Source organism: Nitrospira sp. (genome assembly GCA_024998565.1).
Classification (GTDB): Bacteria; Nitrospirota; Nitrospiria; order Nitrospirales; family Nitrospiraceae; genus Nitrospira_A.
This window is the reverse complement of record JACOEM010000010.1, coordinates 156,229-174,087: the sequence shown is the minus strand read 5'-3', so window position 1 is coordinate 174,087 and position 17,859 is coordinate 156,229. Positions and strand designations below refer to the sequence as shown.

Sequence of the window (17,859 nt, the reverse complement as noted above, 5' to 3'; positions counted from 1 at the left end):
CACAGAGGAGATCTGTCCGCACGGCGTGCTTGCTTTCCGCATATAGTACGTTGTCGCTCACGCACAGGGTAAACGTGCCGTCGACATGATCGAGCAGGTCGATGTGCACCGTTCCGCCGCTGTCGTCGATAAACGCGTGTTTCAAACAATTGGAGACCAGCTCATCGATGATCAACCCGCAGGTCAGCCCCGTGTCGATATCGAACTCGACATCGTCTACGTTCAGTTCCAGCGAAATGACGTTCGGATCGACCCCATATGACCGAAACAAATGACCGGTCAATGTGCGGATGTAGTCGCCCATCTTAATTCGGGAAAGATCATGCGAGCGGTGCAATGTCTCGTGAAGCAGCGCAATCGAGGTAATACGCACCTGACATTCGCGGAACAGCTGATTGACGACGGGGTCCTTGATGGAGGCCGATTGCAAGTTCAACAGGCTGGAAATGACCTGCAGGTTGTTCTTCACCCGGTGGTGCACTTCCCGCAGCAGACTTTCTTTTTCCTTCAACATCCGGCGAAGCTGATCTTCCATATCCTTGCGCTCGGTCAGATCCATGCAGGTACCGATGTACCCGCCGAACCGCCCCTCCTCGTCGAACAAGGGGACGCCCGTATCCATGATCCACCGGTACTCGCCGTCGTGACGCCGCAACCGGTATTCCATGAAAAACGGCTGCTCTGACTTGAACGCCTCCATGTAGGACTTCCGGCAGCGATCCAGATCATCGGCGTGAATCCCGCTAAACCAGTTGTCGCCGATCTCTTCCTGCACCGTGCGCCCGGTGAATTCCAGCCAGCGTTTGTTGATAAAGGTAATGTGCGTGTCCGGTCCGGCCATCCACACCATCACCGGCGCTGTGTCCGCCATCATGCGGAAACGGGCCTCGCTTTCCCGCAAAGCCGCTTCGATGCGCCGCTTCACCGTGACATCGCGCGCGATGGCCGACGCGCCCATGACACACCCATCCGCATCCTTCACCGGCGAGATGGTCAGCGACACATCGATGCGCTCTCCCTGTTTCCGGCGCTGCACCATCTCCACATTGCGCACGTGCTCTCCCCGCGCGATCCGGTCGAGCATCGTCGGCACTTCATCCAATCGATTCGGGGGACAGAGCACAGAGATGGGCCTGCCGAGCACCTCCTCGGCGCGATACCCGTAGACCCGCTCCGCTCCGCGATTCCAACTTTGAATCATGCCGTTCAGCGTCATGCCTACAATGGCGTCGTCCGATGATTTGACGATCGCGACCAGCTCGGACACCGCTTCCGCGCGCAGCACTTCGAGTTCCTGGTTGGCAGCGGCCAGATCCGCCGTGCGCTCCTGTACCTGTTGCTCGATATCTTCATTGATGCGCAACAATTCGGCCTCGTCGCGCTGCCGCCGCAAACACAACAACGCGGTCACCCAAATCACCATGAGCGCAAACGCCCGATTCACGGCACTGACCCAAGTCAATGCAAAGAACGGCTGATCGAACATATCCAGAATCGTCACCAAGGACGCCAGAGCGGCCACCCAGAACGTGAGACGGGGGTGAGGGATCCGTGAGGCGATGAGAACCGGCACGACGTAGAGCGTGGTGATGGTCAGGCCCAGAGGCAGCCACCAATCGATGGCTCCGATCACCGCGATCAGCGCCAGCGCCACTCCCAGCCGGGAATAGCTGCTGCGGGACATGCCGAGAAAAAATGAGGCGGGTATTGTCATACGTACAACGACGCGGCGTCTCCCCCTGTCGTTCTTATGAGCAATCCCTATGCCTCCGGCGTCACATCCCCCCGCCAATCGCACCGGGAAACAGACCCGAGTCAACAATCGCGATTTGGTGATCGGCGGCCACGCCTTAGCCGGTACCGCTTGCCAGAATCGTCCTGGCATCGACCGGTTCCCATATTGAGCCCATCGTCGGCGTCTCGAGAATCCCATTCAGCGCAAGCCCATGCCCCACAGCGGCCACCGGTGTACGCCACCGCCTCATCGTTGTTCACACTTGAACGCCGGTCTATCCCGGTGCTTGTCGTCGATTCGACGACGGGAAGCGAGGGATGCGCGACGTCCACCCTGCCGGATGAGGCACCGTCTGGCGGCCGCGTCATGACGCAACAGACCAGGAGGCGCTGCTGCGCCGGGAACAACTGTGAAACTGTCGGCTGTGAGGATGTGGGAATGAACCGTCCGGCCCCGGAAGGGAGCGGCGCCGGACGGCGACACGAAGGCTAGCGTTTGCGATAGAACGAGGCGATCGTCTGTACGACGTATTGAAGCTGTTCGTCGGAAAGTTCCGCGTAGATGGGAAGCGAGAGCACTTCTTCGGCCGCACGTTCCGATTGTGGGAACGCACCTTTCTGATAACCCAGATCACGATAACAATTCTGCAAATGCAGAGGCAGTGGGTAATACACTTCCGACCCCACGCCCTGGTCTTTCAGATAACTCCGCAGCTCGTCACGCTTCTGCACTCGAATCGTGAACTGATTAAAGACGTGGAAGTTATCGGGACCTACCACAGGCAGGGTGAGGCGATCCGCCAGGTTCGCCTCCGTGAACAATTGCACATACCGCGCGGCATTCCGGCGACGACCTTCCGCCCACTGATCGAGATGTTTCAACTTCACCAACAACACCGCCGCTTGCAACGCATCCAACCGGCTGTTGATCCCGATCGCCTCATGGACGTAGCGCACCCGGCTTCCGTGAACTCGCAACATGGCGATGGACTCCGCCAGCGCCTTGTCATTCGTGGTCACCATACCGGCATCTCCGAACCCTCCGAGGTTCTTTGACGGGAAAAAGCTGAAACAGGCCACATCGCCCAACACCCCGGCGTGCCGTCCTTTTTGACGGGCCCCGATGGCCTGGCAGGCATCTTCGATGACGCCGATGTTGTGCCGCCGGGCGATCGCGTTGATCGCATCCATCTCGGCGCATTGACCGAAGAGGTGCACGGGAATGATCGCCTTGGTTCGCTTCGTAATGGCCTGCTCCAACAGCGCCGGATCCATATTGAAATCGTCAGGCCGAATGTCGATGAAGACCGGCTTGGCCCCCAGCCTGGAAATCGCCCCCGCCGTCGCAAAGAAGGTAAAAGGCACCGTGACCACTTCATCGCCGGCCTTCACGCCCAAGGCCATCAGCGCCAGCAACAGCGCGTCGCTGCCGGAAGCGACTCCGATGCCATGGGCACTGCCGGTATAGGTCGCCACCGCCTGTTCCAGCGCCACCACCCGCGGGCCGAGAATAAAGCCCTGTTCGTCACAGGTGGCCTCAATCGCAGCCAGGATTTCACTGCGCATCGATTGATATTGGGCTTTGAGATCAAGCAGCGGAATGTTCATCGTATCCCCCGGTTCCCCCCTTTTACAGTCGATTGGGCTGCAACTTCATGACATCTTCACTCGGACGCGTGGCATGCAGAAGATAGGCATAGAGCGACTGGTACTGTTTGAGCGTCTCTTGAATCGTAAACTCCTCCGGGAGTTCCTGCGTGCCGGCCCGAAGGTCCGCACGAAAACGCTCATCTTCCAAAATCTGACAGACCCGCTCGGCCATGGCTCGCACATCGCCGGCCGGGCAGAGCGTGCCTTGAATGCCCTCCACGATGGCCTCGGCAGCGCCGCCTACTCGCGTGGCCACAATCGGGATCCGGCTGGCTCTGGCCTCCAGGATGGCACAGGGCAATCCTTCCCATTGGGACGTCAGGACGAACACATCGAAGGCTTTCAGCAACGCAGCCACATCGCGGCGCCAGCCAAGCAGGGTCACACGATCCTGAAGCCCCTGTGCCAGCAACAACGCTTCGACGTTCGGCCGCAAGGCTCCGTCGCCGACGAGCACACAACGAGCTGCGGGAACACGCTGACACACCAGCGCAGCAACGCGGACAAAGTCCTCGGGAGATTTTTGCGGTTTCAAGCACGAGACCGTTCCCACCAGTAGCTGATCAGGGGCCACTCCCAGCATGGCCCGAAGACGGTCACGTTCCGGCGACTCAATACGAGCCGCAAAGGCTGTCGGATCGATTCCCGGCCTCACCACCGAGACCTTGGACGCGGTAAAGAGCCCCCACTCAATGCCTTGCCGGCGGTCGGCCTGCGACACCGCAATCCAATGGGTGGTGATCCGACCGACCATCCGTTCCAGCGCAATCAATGCTTTTTGCTGCCAGAACGGCTGCGCGGGCGTCACGCCGTATCCGTGTATCGTGTGCAGGATGCAGGGGACACCGGCAAGCCAGGCGGCCAACCGCCCTAGGATACCAGCTTTTGAACTGTGGGTGTGCACAATCTTTGGCCGGAGTCGTCGAAACGCGCCGACCAGTTCCCACAATGCGCACAGGTCTTGGAGGGGGCGGATCTCACGAACGAGCGACGGGATCGTCCCAACCTCGACACCTTCCAGCGCATGCGCGTCGTCGATCAGTAGTCCCCCCGACCCCGCGAGAAGCACCGGACGAAAGCGTCTGCGGTCCAAACCCACCACGACCTGCATCGCCACTTCCTGCGCGCCGCCCAACTCCAGTTTCGTAATCACGTGACAGACTACATGCATACCATTCACCCGCTCAGGCCGCGGCTTTCATCCGCAATCGCGCCGCCGCCTGTTGCCCCTGGGCAATCGCGTCCTCCATCGACGTGTGTTCCCACAATCCGTACCGCCCGATCGACGAGATCCCGCGTCGCTCCAACTCGGCCAGCAGCTCTTGCACCGCACGGCCCCGATACCGGTCGAACAAGACATACGCGTAATACAGATCCTTCACATCCGACATCACCAGCTCGTCGCTCCGCTGGAGTAGTCCCGCCTGCTCCAATCCACGCCGGACTCGATCGATGAGCCCGGCGTCGGATTCACGCTCGGTCGGCTGGTGAGAGATTTCTACATAGAGGGAGCTGCAGCCCGGCTGCCCCATCGACGGAGAAAAATTCATCGGAAACCCCGCGCGATAAAACGGGTATCGGTGCTCGGGGAAATAGATCCAATGTTTGTCGGAAATGCGCTCACGGGCGACGGCGAGATTCACGTTATACACCGAGACCCACCGCAGCGACGCAGCCAATTCCCGCAACGAAGGCGGCAGATCGACGCAACGCCGCACCAGATCAGGCAAGGGAATCGTCGACACGATCCGGTCATAGGCTTCCGTCCGTTCGCCCTGTGCGCTGCGAAATACCGCTCGCCGCCGGCCCGTCTCGATCTCTACCAATTCCGAATCGTACGATACGTTCTCGACCGACGGGAGAAAGGCTTCCGGCAGAACTTTGATGCCGCCGCTGGCGGGATACTGAAACGACGGGTTATAGCCGAAGGCCTTGTCCTTGATTCCCAAGGCTCCGCTGACGACATCCTTCACATCCGGCTTGGGCACCAGCCAGGACACCCAGTCTGACGTGAGCTCATCCAGCGGCACCTGCCAGAGCTTTTCATTGAAGGGCACCATGAAATGTTTCGCGATCCCCTCGCCCAGGCTCTCGACAATCCATTGCTTGAACGACCGGCTCTCGACGGGAGGCTTGGACACCGGATTCGACAGGGTGGCGATAAACCCCAGGAGACATTCCCGCACCACTTCCGGCGGGAGGCCATACGTATTCACCTGAAACGGATACTCGGTGTACGTGTCATGGGAATAGACATAGGACTTACGGACATGCCGCTGAAGTTGGGCCGGGAGCAGGCTCTCGACCAGCGCCTTGATTGCGGTCTGCCTGAAGTGAAGCAGATGCCCCGTATAATCGAAGGTGAACCCGTCTTTCACGTACGAACGGCACAGCCCTCCGACCTCGCGTTCCCGCTCCAGAATCTTGTAGGGCACCCCGCGCAAGTGATAGGCCGTGCTGAGCCCCGCCAATCCAGCCCCGACGATTAAAATCATACTACGCCGGTCCTTTCTGTCGAACGCGCCGGGACCGCCTCGGCACTCACGGCCACGGTTCCGGTCGAGACATTCACACGCGTCAGGGCCACGGCGGCCACGGCGAGACACACCACCGTGAAGCCACTGAGCACCACGGCAAGATCCTGGGGCACGGCCATGACCAGCAGACCGATTCCCCCCAACAACGCCGCGCCGAGATAACTGAGCAGGACGACTTGCGTCACCGAAAGCCCCCAATGCCGCAAACGAATCGCAAGGTGATCGGGACTGCCGAGAAACACCGGCAGGCCGCGCAAGAACCGGATATACATGACAAACAGGGTATCGAAAATGGGCATGCCCAGAATCAAGACCGGCGTCAGCAGCGAGACGGAATGGCCGGTGGTGTATTTGCCGATCATCGACAGGGCGCCCAGCATCAGACCGATGAACATCGCGCCGGAATCGCCCATATAAATCGAAGCCGGTCGCCAGTTGTATCGAAGGAAGCCGAGCAGGCTCCCCATGAGCGCCGCCAGCATGAACGCGATCGCCTGATCGCCATTCAGAATCGCCACCACGCACAGAAAGGCGGCACTGATGACGCCCACACCGGCCGACAACCCGTCCATGATATCCAGCAGGTTGAACGCATTGATGATGCCGATCATCCAGAATACCGTCAGCACGATATCGACCCAATCAGGCAAGGATGCGATTTCGATGCGGATGCCGCTCTTGATCAACACGAACACCGCCAGGAACTGGCCCGCGAGTTTGGTTCCCGGCGACAGCACCCCGAAATCGTCGATCAGCCCCAACATGACGATCAGGGTCCCAGAGAGCACGATGCCGAGCACGTCCTGCCGGAACTCGAAGGTAAAGGCCAGGCTCACAAGAAACGCGAGATAGATGGCCAGCCCACCCAGATAGGGAACCGGCTCGCGTTGATGCTTCAGCCGGCCATCCGGATTATCCACGATGCCGAATTTCAGGGCCGCGCGACGCGCGATCGGCACGCCGTAAATCGAGAGGAGCATCGCGACCACAAATGTGAGCGTGAGCAGAATCATCGGACTCCTGTCGAACGACGCTGGCCGGACACAGGGCCGTGAACTGCCCGGTGTATCTCATTCACACGCTCATTTCCTGCCAAGGTCCGGTACACGTCGGCCAGCCGGGGGCCCCACACCGCCAGGGAATACCGCTCCTCTACGGTCCGACGCCCCGCCTGCCCCATTCGAGCACGCAACTGGGGCTGCCGGCAGAGTATCTCGAGACGCTCATACCACTCCTGCTCGGTGGCGGCGAGAAATCCGTTCTCTCCGTTCGCAATGATGTCGCGATTCACTCCGACGGGAGAAGCCACCGAAGGCACCCCCACCGCAAGATACTGCAACAGCTTCAGGCCGCACTTGCCCCGGGCCCACTCGGTGTCCTCAAGCGGCATCACGCCGATCGTGGCATCCTGCAGATCCGCCACCTCACGCTGAAAATCCCAGGATCTGAATTCAATCTCGACACCCGGCATGTGCGGCGGCTCTGAACAGACCACACGGAGCGTGAGGCGAAACTTGGATTGCAGCGCGCGGAGAGCCGGCGCCAGCACATCCAGATATTTCAGGTTATACGCCAGGCCTATCCACACGATCGTGATGGCATCGGAGTTCTGTGCAGATGAACCGGTGGATCTCGTCGAATCCGGCTTGAATCGTTCCGTATCGACGACTGTGGGAACGACACAGACTCGCGACGAAAACTGCTTCGCATAGGCGGCCAGCCGGTCGTTCCCGACGATGGCGCCTGTGGTCATTGAGAGCAGCGCAGACATCTTCTTCTGATGCCCGGGAGTCAGATAGATCGCATCATCCATCTCGATCGCCACTCGATATCGACACCAACGCAGCAGCCGTTCAGCGAGAGGAGGCGCATAAGGAAAAAGCTGCCCCTCGATCACGATCAGGTCCCGCCGGCCCAGGGTCAACAGAGTCCAGAGTCGTTGAAGAAAACATACGAGCGCATAGGGAATCTTCAACAGGGTCCGCAGCGCACACGATCGCACTTTGAGAATCGAGAAATAGGTCTCTCCAAACAGGGCATCCACGTGACAGTCGATCCCTGCTGCTTGGAAATGAGGCAGGAATTGAAAGACACGGTAGCGACTGCTGGGGCCGATGATGGAGCTCTTCGAGAAATACGTGACCGTCATTGCACGTGTTTCTGCCCTGTTGTGTTGAAATATCCGCCGGTTGCGCAGGCACGACCGACTGCTCAAATAGTACCGGAGTTCTCAGGCAAGGATAGGTTTTTCGCTGTTTTTGACGGGGGAAGGGGAAGACACGCTAGGGGTGAAAACCCGCTACCTGGAGGACGGGACAGTTAGAGCCAGGCTATCTCATGGCGGAAACATCTTGCACCTTGAGGCCTGCCATCGAGACATTGGCAAACGCCACTCATGACCGCGTCCGTCATCTTCCACACGACCATGAAATAACACGAGTCGCGAGACCTCTCATTCCAGTCACGCGGTAATGATGAAGGGCTCGTTGCAGGTAATACTCCCACGCATGCTTCGGCCAGCTTCCGGAGTCGCCCACACAGGAATTCCATACGTCCGTGTATTCTTTATCTCGTGCCTGGATCGGTGAACGACACCAGGCGACGACGGGTTCAAATACGCGGTCCCAAGAAAACTCTTTCGCTGTCGCGAGGCAATTGAGTTTCCACGTTTGCCTGGTTGCCTGGTCATCTGCTGCGCGCAGAATCGCATGAGCAAGCGCCTCGGCATCTCCGCAAGGCACGGTCAACCCAAGCTGGTTTTGCTTCACCAGGTCACTCAGCGGATCGCCTTCGGTAGTAATGATGGGAAGTCCTGCCCAGAAGTAATCCATCATGCGTGTCCGAAACGAAAATCGAGTCTCCAGGTTGTCCCGATGGATATTCAATCCCAGATCGGCTTCCAGTAGAAAATTTTCTCTATCCTCGTACGCCACCCAATCGTTGAAAAACACCAGACGATTCGCAACGCCTAACTGTTCGGCTAACGCGATGGTTTGATCGGCAGTATGAGAGGTCGTCACGCTGGCATTCGGTCGCTTGACTCCCATAAAGAACAGCTTGATGTCAGTTCGCCGGCGACCGACGATGCTCATAGCCTCCACTGCCATCATGGGATCAAACCATTCCCAGAGTCCTCCTCCCCACAACAGGACGACATCATCAGGATCGATTCCCGGCCACACACCTTTTAGAACTCGCCGCCGATGCCCAGGAGCCCGAGCAGGAACACCGAAAGGTGCCACTATCAACAGGCTACGAAGCATCCGATCGTTTTGATAGACGACTGGATTAATTCTTCCGGCCGCCATCAGCATGCCGGCCCAAAAATCCCATTGCCTCTCGCTTGCGCAGAGAAAGACGTCACCGGCACGCAAATAATTGTAATGCTCCCGGACCAACGCATGGTGACTTTCCAGCTGACCCTTGATCGTATGAGGCTGGGTTGTCTCTAAGTATCCGACCGGCGACGGATCGTATAAATCGACGACTTTTACAATCGAATGGCCCAGCAAGAATGGATATCGGCTGAGTATTTGTCCTTGGCCAATCACGACGTCATGCGTGTCGGCACAGGCTCGCACGCAATCCTGCGTCGACACCTGCATGGATATTCTCGGATGTTGAAGATCGGTTCGGGTTGGAGTTAATAACGTCACCGTGTGCTCAGTCGCAAGCAGCTTTGCGAGCTCCCAGGTCCGAATACCGGGTCCAGCCATCTGCATGCCGATGACATCATTGCTGATGAGGAGCACCTTACTCACGATAACGCCTCTCCGTCACGGAAACCCACTCGGTCTTGGTGGCGCACCATAAACGCCAGGGTAAATCCGTTTCCCACTTTGGTATCGATATCCTCACGCGCGACAAGCGTCCAATCGCAGAGTTTGTTGCGGCACATCCACTCAACGACTTGTAATACCGAGTCAGGTGTAAATGTGTGATAATGCCCCATTTTCCCGCCCGGCACCCCTTCAAGCGGATGACTCTCAAGCGAGGCTTTCTGAACATAGTCGTCGATAAAATGCTCGAAGGAAGTCAGTTCTCGGCTCGCATCAGGCGCAAATGCCCACTTGTGAGGAACGATCATGAACACATATCCGCCATCGATGACGATGCGGTCCCATTCCATCAATGCCCCAACGACGTTGGGCAAATGCTCGAGAATATGGCTGGTGAGAATAAATCCTTCACTCTGATTTGGGACGGGGATATTGTCGGCGGCAGCCCACAGATCGACCCGTGGTGGTTCGAGACCGGAAAGGCGCCGCTGTTCCTCAGCATAGAATTCATGCGCCGCAGGCAATTCAACATTCCGAGTATTCAGTCCGAACGGATTGTGAGTCGCCGGCCCAATCTCGAGACCTTTCAATCCATCAAGTAGCGAGTGGGCCAAGACGGATTCTGGCGAGATTGGAATTGGCGTCGGTTTTGCGGCTGCCGCATTAGACTCGATGGTTGAGGACTGACCGGCTCGAGGCGAACCATTCAGAAGGGAACGCCACTCCCCGTTCATGAGTGTGAGGAGGGTCGATCGCAGCGCCAAATAGACCGATTGCCTCCCGCTATGAAGAGGGCACACTCTCTCACGAAGCCGTTTCAAAAGAACAACTGCCTTCCAGCCGACCGATTGTTCGATTTTTTCCAAACGGCGTTCCAACTCCTGAATCAATTTCCGCTGCTCTTCATCGGTGCGCTCGAATGTGTGCCGTAATTGCTCGCGTTGTTTCAGCAACGCATCGATCACGCAACAGCGCACGGGTCTTTTGACAAATCGCATCGCATGCGGGGCGATACGCGACGCATCGAACTCAACGTCTAAATCGAACCCTTGCTCTGAAAATAGGGCATTCCAATAGGATCGCGGCCGCACATTCACATGCGTGGGTTCGGCAAAGTCGTCGGGAGTCGAGGAGAACAGGATATCGTCTGTGCTTCGACAGAGGTTCGCAATGACTCGCGGAGCGATCTCTTCTGGAATATGTTCGAGGACTTCAATGCACACGATAAGGTCAAACCGCTCATGAATCGGATCAACTAACGAAGCCACTCGGCAATAGGGTCTGATATCCCGTCGCACTTCACTAATCGCGTACTCGGATAGATCAATTCCGTACGCCTCGACCCCTCGATCTCGAAGTGCCTCAACCAGAAACCCTTTCGCGCACCCGGCGTCCAAGACTTTCCGAGGTCTAATTTGCTTAACGATATGATCCGCAACCAAACCAAAAAATTGCAGCCATTTCCCTTCATAGCGGCTATACGGGACAGGCCCAAGACTGGACTTGTAGTACTCGCAGGTGTATGGGTGGGAGAGGCGATCTTCAGAAACGTCGGCAACCTTGTTTTGATCGATACGCGGTATTGAAGCCATTTTCCCTCTATCGTCGGCTTTGCAATTGCTTGAGTTATGTCCCTTCGTGCCACATAGGGACAGGCGGTTCTACCGCTCTTGTGAACATGCCCTCGTCGTCGCCGGCGAGATACCACTCAGGCAGCAGAGGGGCGAATCTCAACATGCCTCAACTGCGCCGACTTTTCATACTCAGCCACAATCAGGCTAGGTGCCCCCTCGCCCACTATTCGCCCGTTCTCTAACCAAATGACTCGATCACAAAGTCTTTGCACATGATCCATTGCGTGCGAAACAAGCACCATGGTGACTTGCTGTCGTTTAAACTCATCGATCTTCGCGTTGCATTTGAGTTGAAATGCCAAGTCACCCACCGACAGGATCTCATCAATCAGGAGAATCTCGGGGTCAAGATGGGAGGCGATGGCAAATCCAAGCCGCGCAATCATTCCGCTGGAATACGTACGCAACGGCTGATGGATACAGGCCTCCAGTTCACTGAAATCTATGATTGCCTTCATTTTCGAGGAGACTTCTCGGCGCGTCAGGCCAAGAAGCACGCCGTGCAGGACAATGTTCTCGGCCCCCGTCAAATCAAAATGAAAACCAGCTCCGAGTTCAAGCAAGGGGGAGACACGGCCGGCGACAGCGACGTTCCCTGTCTCGGCCTCCACGACACCGGCCATCAAAGCCAGGCTCGTGCTTTTGCCTGCGCCATTAGGACCGATGAGACCGACAGTTTCTCCCTTTCCGATTCGGAACGACACATCTTCCAGAACCCTGACTCGCTCACGCTTCAGAGAACGAAACGTCTCAGACAAATGCAACAAAGAGGATTTGATTCCATAGGATAAGGATTGGTACCTCGGGTACCACTTGGACACGTGATCAAAACAGATCGCTGTCATATGACCTCGGCAAACTTAGACGACATTCGCCAATACACAAGGCTGCCGATTAGAACTGTGCCAAGCGCGCTGAGATAGCAGGCGCCGACCACCAGCCAACTCAGTTGTCCGTGCATAAATAGTTCACGCCAACTCTCTATCAACGAAGCAACCGGGTTGGCATACAAGAGCGTGCGATAGGAGTCTGGTACCATCGCACTCGAGTAGGTAATCGGAGTCAAAAAGAACAACACCGTCACAAAAAGTGCTGTCAGTCGCTCCAAATCTCTAAAAAAAAGGTTGAGAGACGCCAATGTGATCGCAATGCCATACACGATCAGGAATTGTGCCACGAGCAGAACTGGAATGCCGGTCAGCCAGGTCACCGTGGGAGTCATGTGATTCACCAGCAGGAAACCAGCAATGACCGGGATTGATAAGACGAAGTGAATACCCTCATTCAGTACATAGGATACGACCAGGACATTCCGAGGGAAACGCACTTTCTTAATCAGAGTCGCGTTTGCAAGAAACACATTGGGTGCGGCAATGACGGAATTGGCCAGCCAATGCCAAGGCAAGAGCGCCGCCATCAAAAACAGTGAATAATTTTCGATGGGGACCTTCATGATCTGCCCAAACACGATGTAGTAAATGACTGCAAACAGCAGAGGGTTGGCAACAGACCACACATATCCCAGTGCGCTATTTTTGTACCGAGCTTTAATTTCCTTCTGGGTCAGGATCACTACAAGATCCCAGAGGTGCTCCCAATACACATCGCGCGTTTTAGTCTCGTGCGTTAATGGGACAGATGGTGCCTGCATAAGACTTTCTTCAATTCCTACCGGCCGTGCAATTACATCCAATTTGACAGCCGGATCTGAACGATTGACCTTCCATCAGGAAGAGAATTCTCTCGGCTCAGAAATCCCGTTTTTGGAACACCAAGCATGCACTGGTAAGCAGCACACCGGCGTACATCACTCCGTATAGCGACGCGAGCAATAGATATTCCGGTGCCACGAGAATCCCCACGGCAGCCTGTCCCTTGATATTGAGCATCTCCAGGTTCGGACAGAGGTAATACAACAGGTCCACGACGGCCTTCACTCCTCCGCTCTCACTATTCGCCACCACACTCCTCAAGTCCGCCGTCAGATGCCCAATGACATAGAGCCCCAGGGTAAAGATGGCGCTCAATGTTGTGGAGGTGAATGTCGAAAAAAAGAGGGCGATGGCCGTGACAACAAGAATCTCCACAAAAATCAGTTCCACCGCTTGAAACAGCGACCGCTCGATGGGGACGTGATAGAGCCAGAGGGTGGCGAGAAATACGGCCATCATAATGGCCATATTGACGAACAGCGTCAGGGCCAGACCGAGATACTTCCCTAGAATAAAAAACGTTCGGCTGATCGGCCTGGCCATGATCGTGTAGATCGTGCGCCGTTCGATTTCCTTATTGACCAAACTGATGCCGACAAAAATGGCGATGATGACACCGATCAGGTTGATCGCTGCCAGGCCCATGTCGGTAATTACTTTGTGATGTTCCGTAATGGAAAGGTCTGCCAGCAGCACCGACAACCCGATCAGCAACCCCGCGAACAGAACGAGGTTGTACAAAATCTTGTCCCGTAGGCTCTCACGGAACGCATTCAAGGCAATGACCCCGATCGCACCCATATCAGGACGCCCTCCCACTGGTCATATCCGGCAATGCCCGCGCGGCCTCTTGCGCGGCCTCTTGAAAAAACAGATCCTCCAGCGACGCCTTATGAGGAGTCACGGAGAGCAGCCGTCCGCCCTGGCGACGAATCTCTCCCACGATTGCGTCCACCGCATCAGGATTTGGCAATACAATGAGGCATTGCTTTCCCTGTTGAAGCACCCGCGCGGCGAGCGAGTGGATGAGCGTATTGCCGTCTGTCTTGACCTGCTGACAGACGATCTCGACGGAGTGGGTATGGTCCTGTCGTACCAGTTCGTCGACCCGCCCGCTGGCGACGAGACGCCCTTTCAGCACGATCCCGACACGATCGCAGATCATCTCGACGTCATGCAGAATGTGCGTGCTGAAAAAGACCGTCTTGCCCTGATCCCGAAGACTTAAAATCAGATCACGGACCTGTTTTCTCCCGATCGGATCCAAGCCGGTCATTGGCTCGTCAAGGATGATCAGTTCAGGGTCGTGAATCAGCGCCTGGGCCAGTCCGATCCGTTGCAGCATGCCCTTGGAGAATTTCCGCAATTGCCTGGTGCGTGCATCCACAAGCCCGACGAGTTTCAACAGATCCGTCACCCGCTGACTGATAGCCGCGCGATCCAGGCCGGCCAACTGCCCGTAGAACCCGAGAAACTCTTCGGCAGTCAGATAGTCGTAAAAGTAGGGCGACTCCGGCAGGAAGCCGATACGGCCTCGTGTTGCCACATCACCTGCCGGTTGCCCCAACAAAAAGGCTTTCCCGCTCGTAGCTCGGACAAGCCCTAACAAAATCTTCAAGGTGGTGGTTTTTCCAGCCCCGTTCGGGCCAAGAAATCCGAATATTTCTCCGCGGCCGACGCGCAGGGAGAGGCCATCCAACGCGACGAACGGCGGTCGACCTGGCCAACCCGATGCGTACGATTTGGTCAGATTTTCTGTGACGATATCGTCCACGACACTCCTCCATCCTCACTGCCCTGCGTGTCATTGCGTGTCGACTGAACTCGTCCCCGCCCAGGTCTTTACTCCGGCTCCCACCTGACACGCCACTTTCTCGTGAATACGAAGCCGTTCCCGCTTTGATGACGCACTGACCGTCCCACCCAGAAAGTCGATTTCGTATTGCCCGCCTAACGGATCTTCCGGTAGCTGTGAAATAATGCCGTGCAACATCAGATCTTCAAGCTTAGCCGGCCCCTGTCCATACTTGACCCGGTAACGTCTGATGCTTTCCTCGAGGAAACGAAGATCCTGCTCCTGCACGATTTCTTTCATTCGTCGAAACAGGGCCTCGCGAAGCCGTTCATCCGTGACGCTGCGTGAAAAACGGTCCAGGAATTCGAGCGCCGCCGTGGAATCTCCACTTTCCACCGTCATGCGGGCGGCCAATTGAGGCAGGTAGGGAGGGGCGCCGGGAACCTGCGCCGCCACTCGAAAATATTCCCCCGCCGCAGCCGCATCACAACGCTCGTAATAGGAGATATAGCCGGCCAGGAACGGCAGTTGCCAAATCAATGGATTGTGGCGACTTCCCTTGTTCAGGATTGCCAGGCCTTCTTCCTGACGACCGGCTAACACTCCGAGAAAAAGGCCGGTAGCCTGGTACGGCGGAACGAAAGTGGGGTCCAGGTCCGTCAGAACATCCACGGCATGATAGGTCCAGCTGTATCCACGCTGCGTGTCACGCTTCGCACCGATATGCTGAACCGCCTGCAGCCAGATCAGGTCTGCCACGACCTGCCGATATCCAAGCACGGCCAATTTCAAATATTCCCCCTTCGGGAGATAAGCCAACTGCTCGGCTCGCGCAACCGCAGTCCGTTGACCATCCAAGAGATGGAGCAGCACCGAGGTGCCTGCAAGGAGCATCAGCCCAAAGACCACCTGAACAAGTCCCTGCTTCAGGCTTGATAAAGATTGAACGAGCTTCATCCCGCGACCGCCGTTTCTCCGACCGCGGCAAGAAGGGGGCCGACATCGACATTCATGAAAGCTTGATCAAGACTATTCATGCTCCGCCCTTTATAGCGAGCCTGCCGCGCGAGAATTTCCCGGACCTGCCCCCTTGCCTGATCGACCTGTCCTGCCTCAATCCACAAACGGGCCAATAACGCGCGGGCAGGCAGAAAATTCGGTTCCAGATTTTCTGCCTCTTTTCCTCGACGCTCAGCGTCGCTCCGCTCCCCGAGCATCCAGTAGAGTCGGGCCTGCTCATATCGATACATGGCGGAGAATGGCGAGAGTTGGATGGCTCGTTCGTAGACTTGAACGGCTGCACGCAACCAGACTTTTTGTTGGTCGTCGAGCGACGCGGGAGAAGGTGAGACCCTCGCCGCCGAGAGATACAATTGTCCCAGTAGGCCAAGCAGTCTGCTATCGAGCGGATTCAGTTCAATCGCCCGCTTAAACTCCGCATAGGCCAGTTGGAATGCTTGCTTATCTCGGGAACTTTCAAAGGTCCTCGCATAGACCGACCCCAGGCCATGGTGGTACAGCGCCTTGCCTGGATCCAATGAGACTGCCGCCTTCAATCCTTCGATAGCCGCATCGGTGTCTCCGGCTATGGCTCGACGAGACGCCGTATCGAACTTCATCCAGGCCACACCCAGTCGAGTCACCTCCACACCGGCCACCAGCACCAGGCATGCCACACCGATTCCCCAGGCCCACCGTGAATGAATCGGAATGACATAGACCGCATCGGCCCCCCTGCGGGTGAGTCGAGCAGCCGACACAATCATTGCACTACAGAGCACCAACAAGATCGCGAGGGCCGACTCGCGCAAACTCGAATCCAACGCGGCGTGCGTCAGGAGCGCCAGTGCGCCACCGCCTATGCCCACAATGAGACTTCGCTGCCAACGCCGCAGTCGCGATTGAAGTACCTGTCTCAGTTCGCGGGTTAACAAGACGAGCCCAATCCCGAAGACAAGGATTGCTGCCGGCCCCATCTCGACGCCCATCTGAAGGTAGTCGTTGTGTGGCGTCTGGGCCACCTTTCCAAACCGGGCGACTTCACCGTCAACAGGAAATGCATAGAGGGGATACGTGTACTGATAGAGCCCCAGCCCGATTCCCACCGGATGATCGACCATCTGTGCGACCGCGCCCTGCCACATCTGCCAACGGGCATAGGAAAGAGGATTTTGTTGATGCTCCGTCAACACTCGATCACGAATCGGCGTAGGGACAAACAGCCCGAGCAACACCACGGCTGCCACACAGCTGCCGGCTAATTTCCAACCGTACCGGGCTGTCAGCACAAAGCCCGTCCCGACCAGGCATACGATCATGCCCCCGCGAGACTGGGTGAACAACACCGCCAAGAACAGCACGCCCAATGCCGTGATAAACCCAAGCCACCACAGGACCGGCGACATCCACGGTCGTGAAAAGGCCGAGACATGTCGATAGCCATAGATCGCGACGCTCACCAGAATCGTCCAGGTTACCGTGAGATATCCGGCGAGAAAATTGGGGTTGAAGAAGGTACCGGCAGGTCTCACAACATTCCATGCCAACCCTTGCATGATGGCCCAGCCTGCTTCGCCCACGCCCATTAGCACGATCACAAGAGTCAGCGTACGAATATGCTCCCACCGGTCCACGAAGGAGACAAGTAAATAGAATAACGTCGCGTACCCCACGATCACAATGAACCACTGGCGGCTCGGATGAGCGTAGGGTGAAAGGATGGTCGCCAGCAAAGCCAGACCGACAAAGGCCAGTACCACGTACCGCATCGTCAACACAGGGATGGCAAGTCGCCCAGCGCGAATGCCCGCCGCCAGCACGATTCCCAGCCACGTTACGATCAACAGCCTGATGATCATTTGTGCGGGATGAGTCGTACCGCCTTCCTGCAGGGGCGAGAAGATCACGAGTGCGCTGACCAACAGCAGCGAAATGGGAGGCAGCATGTTCATAGCGACGTCTTGGTCACTTGCCGAAGCGGATATCTCCTGCTTTATCAGACAAGCCTAATTTGGCAAA

General features: G+C 57.0%; 14 protein-coding genes. All 14 read right to left on the bottom strand.

Annotated elements, in window-relative coordinates:
• Positions 1-1,714, bottom strand: a 1,714-nt coding sequence (locus H8K11_16090) for a PAS domain S-box protein (GenBank protein MCS6265272.1), incomplete at its 3' end; no start/stop codon positions are given.
• A gap of 509 nt (positions 1,715-2,223) precedes the next feature.
• Positions 2,224-3,342, bottom strand: a complete 1,119-nt coding sequence (locus H8K11_16085) for a DegT/DnrJ/EryC1/StrS family aminotransferase (GenBank protein MCS6265271.1) — start codon at positions 3,340-3,342, stop codon at positions 2,224-2,226.
• A gap of 22 nt (positions 3,343-3,364) precedes the next feature.
• Entirely contained in the window at positions 3,365-4,555 is a 1,191-nt protein-coding gene (locus H8K11_16080) for a glycosyltransferase family 4 protein (protein MCS6265270.1), read from the bottom strand.
• A 13-nt stretch (positions 4,556-4,568) separates the two neighbouring features.
• Positions 4,569-5,879, bottom strand: coding sequence for an FAD-dependent oxidoreductase (locus H8K11_16075; GenBank protein MCS6265269.1), 1,311 nt, complete (start codon positions 5,877-5,879; stop codon positions 4,569-4,571).
• Positions 5,876-6,934, bottom strand: coding sequence for an undecaprenyl/decaprenyl-phosphate alpha-N-acetylglucosaminyl 1-phosphate transferase (locus H8K11_16070; GenBank protein ID MCS6265268.1), 1,059 nt, complete (start codon positions 6,932-6,934; stop codon positions 5,876-5,878). Before H8K11_16070 ends, H8K11_16075 begins: the two co-directional genes overlap by 4 nt.
• The gene (locus H8K11_16065; GenBank protein MCS6265267.1) at positions 6,931-8,070 is read right to left on the bottom strand and encodes a glycosyltransferase family 4 protein; all 1,140 of its coding nucleotides are present in this window, start codon (positions 8,068-8,070) and stop codon (positions 6,931-6,933) included. The genes H8K11_16070 and H8K11_16065 overlap by 4 nt, the downstream gene beginning before the upstream one ends.
• Before the next feature lie 259 nt (positions 8,071-8,329).
• Complete coding sequence (locus H8K11_16060) at positions 8,330-9,682, bottom strand: glycosyltransferase family 4 protein (protein ID MCS6265266.1); 1,353 nt, start codon at positions 9,680-9,682, stop codon at positions 8,330-8,332.
• A complete protein-coding gene (locus tag H8K11_16055) occupies positions 9,679-11,292 on the bottom strand; it encodes a methyltransferase domain-containing protein (GenBank protein MCS6265265.1) in 1,614 nt (537 codons plus the stop codon). The genes H8K11_16060 and H8K11_16055 overlap by 4 nt, the downstream gene beginning before the upstream one ends.
• Positions 11,293-11,408: 116 nt before the next feature.
• Positions 11,409-12,179: an ABC transporter ATP-binding protein gene (locus tag H8K11_16050; protein ID MCS6265264.1), complete on the bottom strand. Its 771-nt coding sequence runs from the start codon at positions 12,177-12,179 to the stop codon at positions 11,409-11,411.
• Positions 12,176-12,985: an ABC transporter permease gene (locus H8K11_16045; GenBank protein ID MCS6265263.1), complete on the bottom strand. Its 810-nt coding sequence runs from the start codon at positions 12,983-12,985 to the stop codon at positions 12,176-12,178. Before H8K11_16045 ends, H8K11_16050 begins: the two co-directional genes overlap by 4 nt.
• A 97-nt stretch (positions 12,986-13,082) precedes the next feature.
• Complete coding sequence (locus H8K11_16040) at positions 13,083-13,847, bottom strand: ABC transporter permease subunit (GenBank protein ID MCS6265262.1); 765 nt, start codon at positions 13,845-13,847, stop codon at positions 13,083-13,085.
• 1 nt (position 13,848) lies between these two features.
• Positions 13,849-14,820 (bottom strand): ABC transporter ATP-binding protein, encoded by a 972-nt coding sequence (locus H8K11_16035; GenBank protein MCS6265261.1) that lies wholly within the window; start codon positions 14,818-14,820, stop codon positions 13,849-13,851.
• 30 nt (positions 14,821-14,850) lie between these two features.
• Entirely contained in the window at positions 14,851-15,798 is a 948-nt protein-coding gene (locus tag H8K11_16030; protein MCS6265260.1) for a hypothetical protein, read from the bottom strand.
• Positions 15,795-17,786, bottom strand: a complete 1,992-nt coding sequence (locus H8K11_16025) for an O-antigen ligase family protein (GenBank protein MCS6265259.1) — start codon at positions 17,784-17,786, stop codon at positions 15,795-15,797. Before H8K11_16025 ends, H8K11_16030 begins: the two co-directional genes overlap by 4 nt.
• Positions 17,787-17,859: the final 73 nt, after the last annotated feature.

Excerpts from the sequence above, each read along its gene's own strand:
- H8K11_16085 (MCS6265271.1), bottom strand. The coding sequence starts at position 3,342 with ATGAACATTCCGCTGCTTGATCTCAAAGCCCAATATCAATCGATGCGC.
- H8K11_16080 (MCS6265270.1), bottom strand. The coding sequence starts at position 4,555 with ATGCATGTAGTCTGTCACGTGATTACGAAACTGGAGTTGGGCGGCGCG.
- H8K11_16075 (MCS6265269.1), bottom strand. The coding sequence starts at position 5,879 with ATGATTTTAATCGTCGGGGCTGGATTGGCGGGGCTCAGCACGGCCTAT.
- H8K11_16070 (MCS6265268.1), bottom strand. The coding sequence starts at position 6,934 with ATGATTCTGCTCACGCTCACATTTGTGGTCGCGATGCTCCTCTCGATT.
- H8K11_16065 (MCS6265267.1), bottom strand. The coding sequence starts at position 8,070 with ATGACGGTCACGTATTTCTCGAAGAGCTCCATCATCGGCCCCAGCAGT.
- H8K11_16055 (MCS6265265.1), bottom strand. The coding sequence starts at position 11,292 with ATGGCTTCAATACCGCGTATCGATCAAAACAAGGTTGCCGACGTTTCT.
- H8K11_16050 (MCS6265264.1), bottom strand. The coding sequence starts at position 12,179 with ATGACAGCGATCTGTTTTGATCACGTGTCCAAGTGGTACCCGAGGTAC.
- H8K11_16045 (MCS6265263.1), bottom strand. The coding sequence starts at position 12,985 with ATGCAGGCACCATCTGTCCCATTAACGCACGAGACTAAAACGCGCGAT.
- H8K11_16040 (MCS6265262.1), bottom strand. The coding sequence starts at position 13,847 with ATGGGTGCGATCGGGGTCATTGCCTTGAATGCGTTCCGTGAGAGCCTA.
- H8K11_16030 (MCS6265260.1), bottom strand. The coding sequence starts at position 15,798 with ATGAAGCTCGTTCAATCTTTATCAAGCCTGAAGCAGGGACTTGTTCAG.
- H8K11_16025 (MCS6265259.1), bottom strand. The coding sequence starts at position 17,786 with ATGCTGCCTCCCATTTCGCTGCTGTTGGTCAGCGCACTCGTGATCTTC.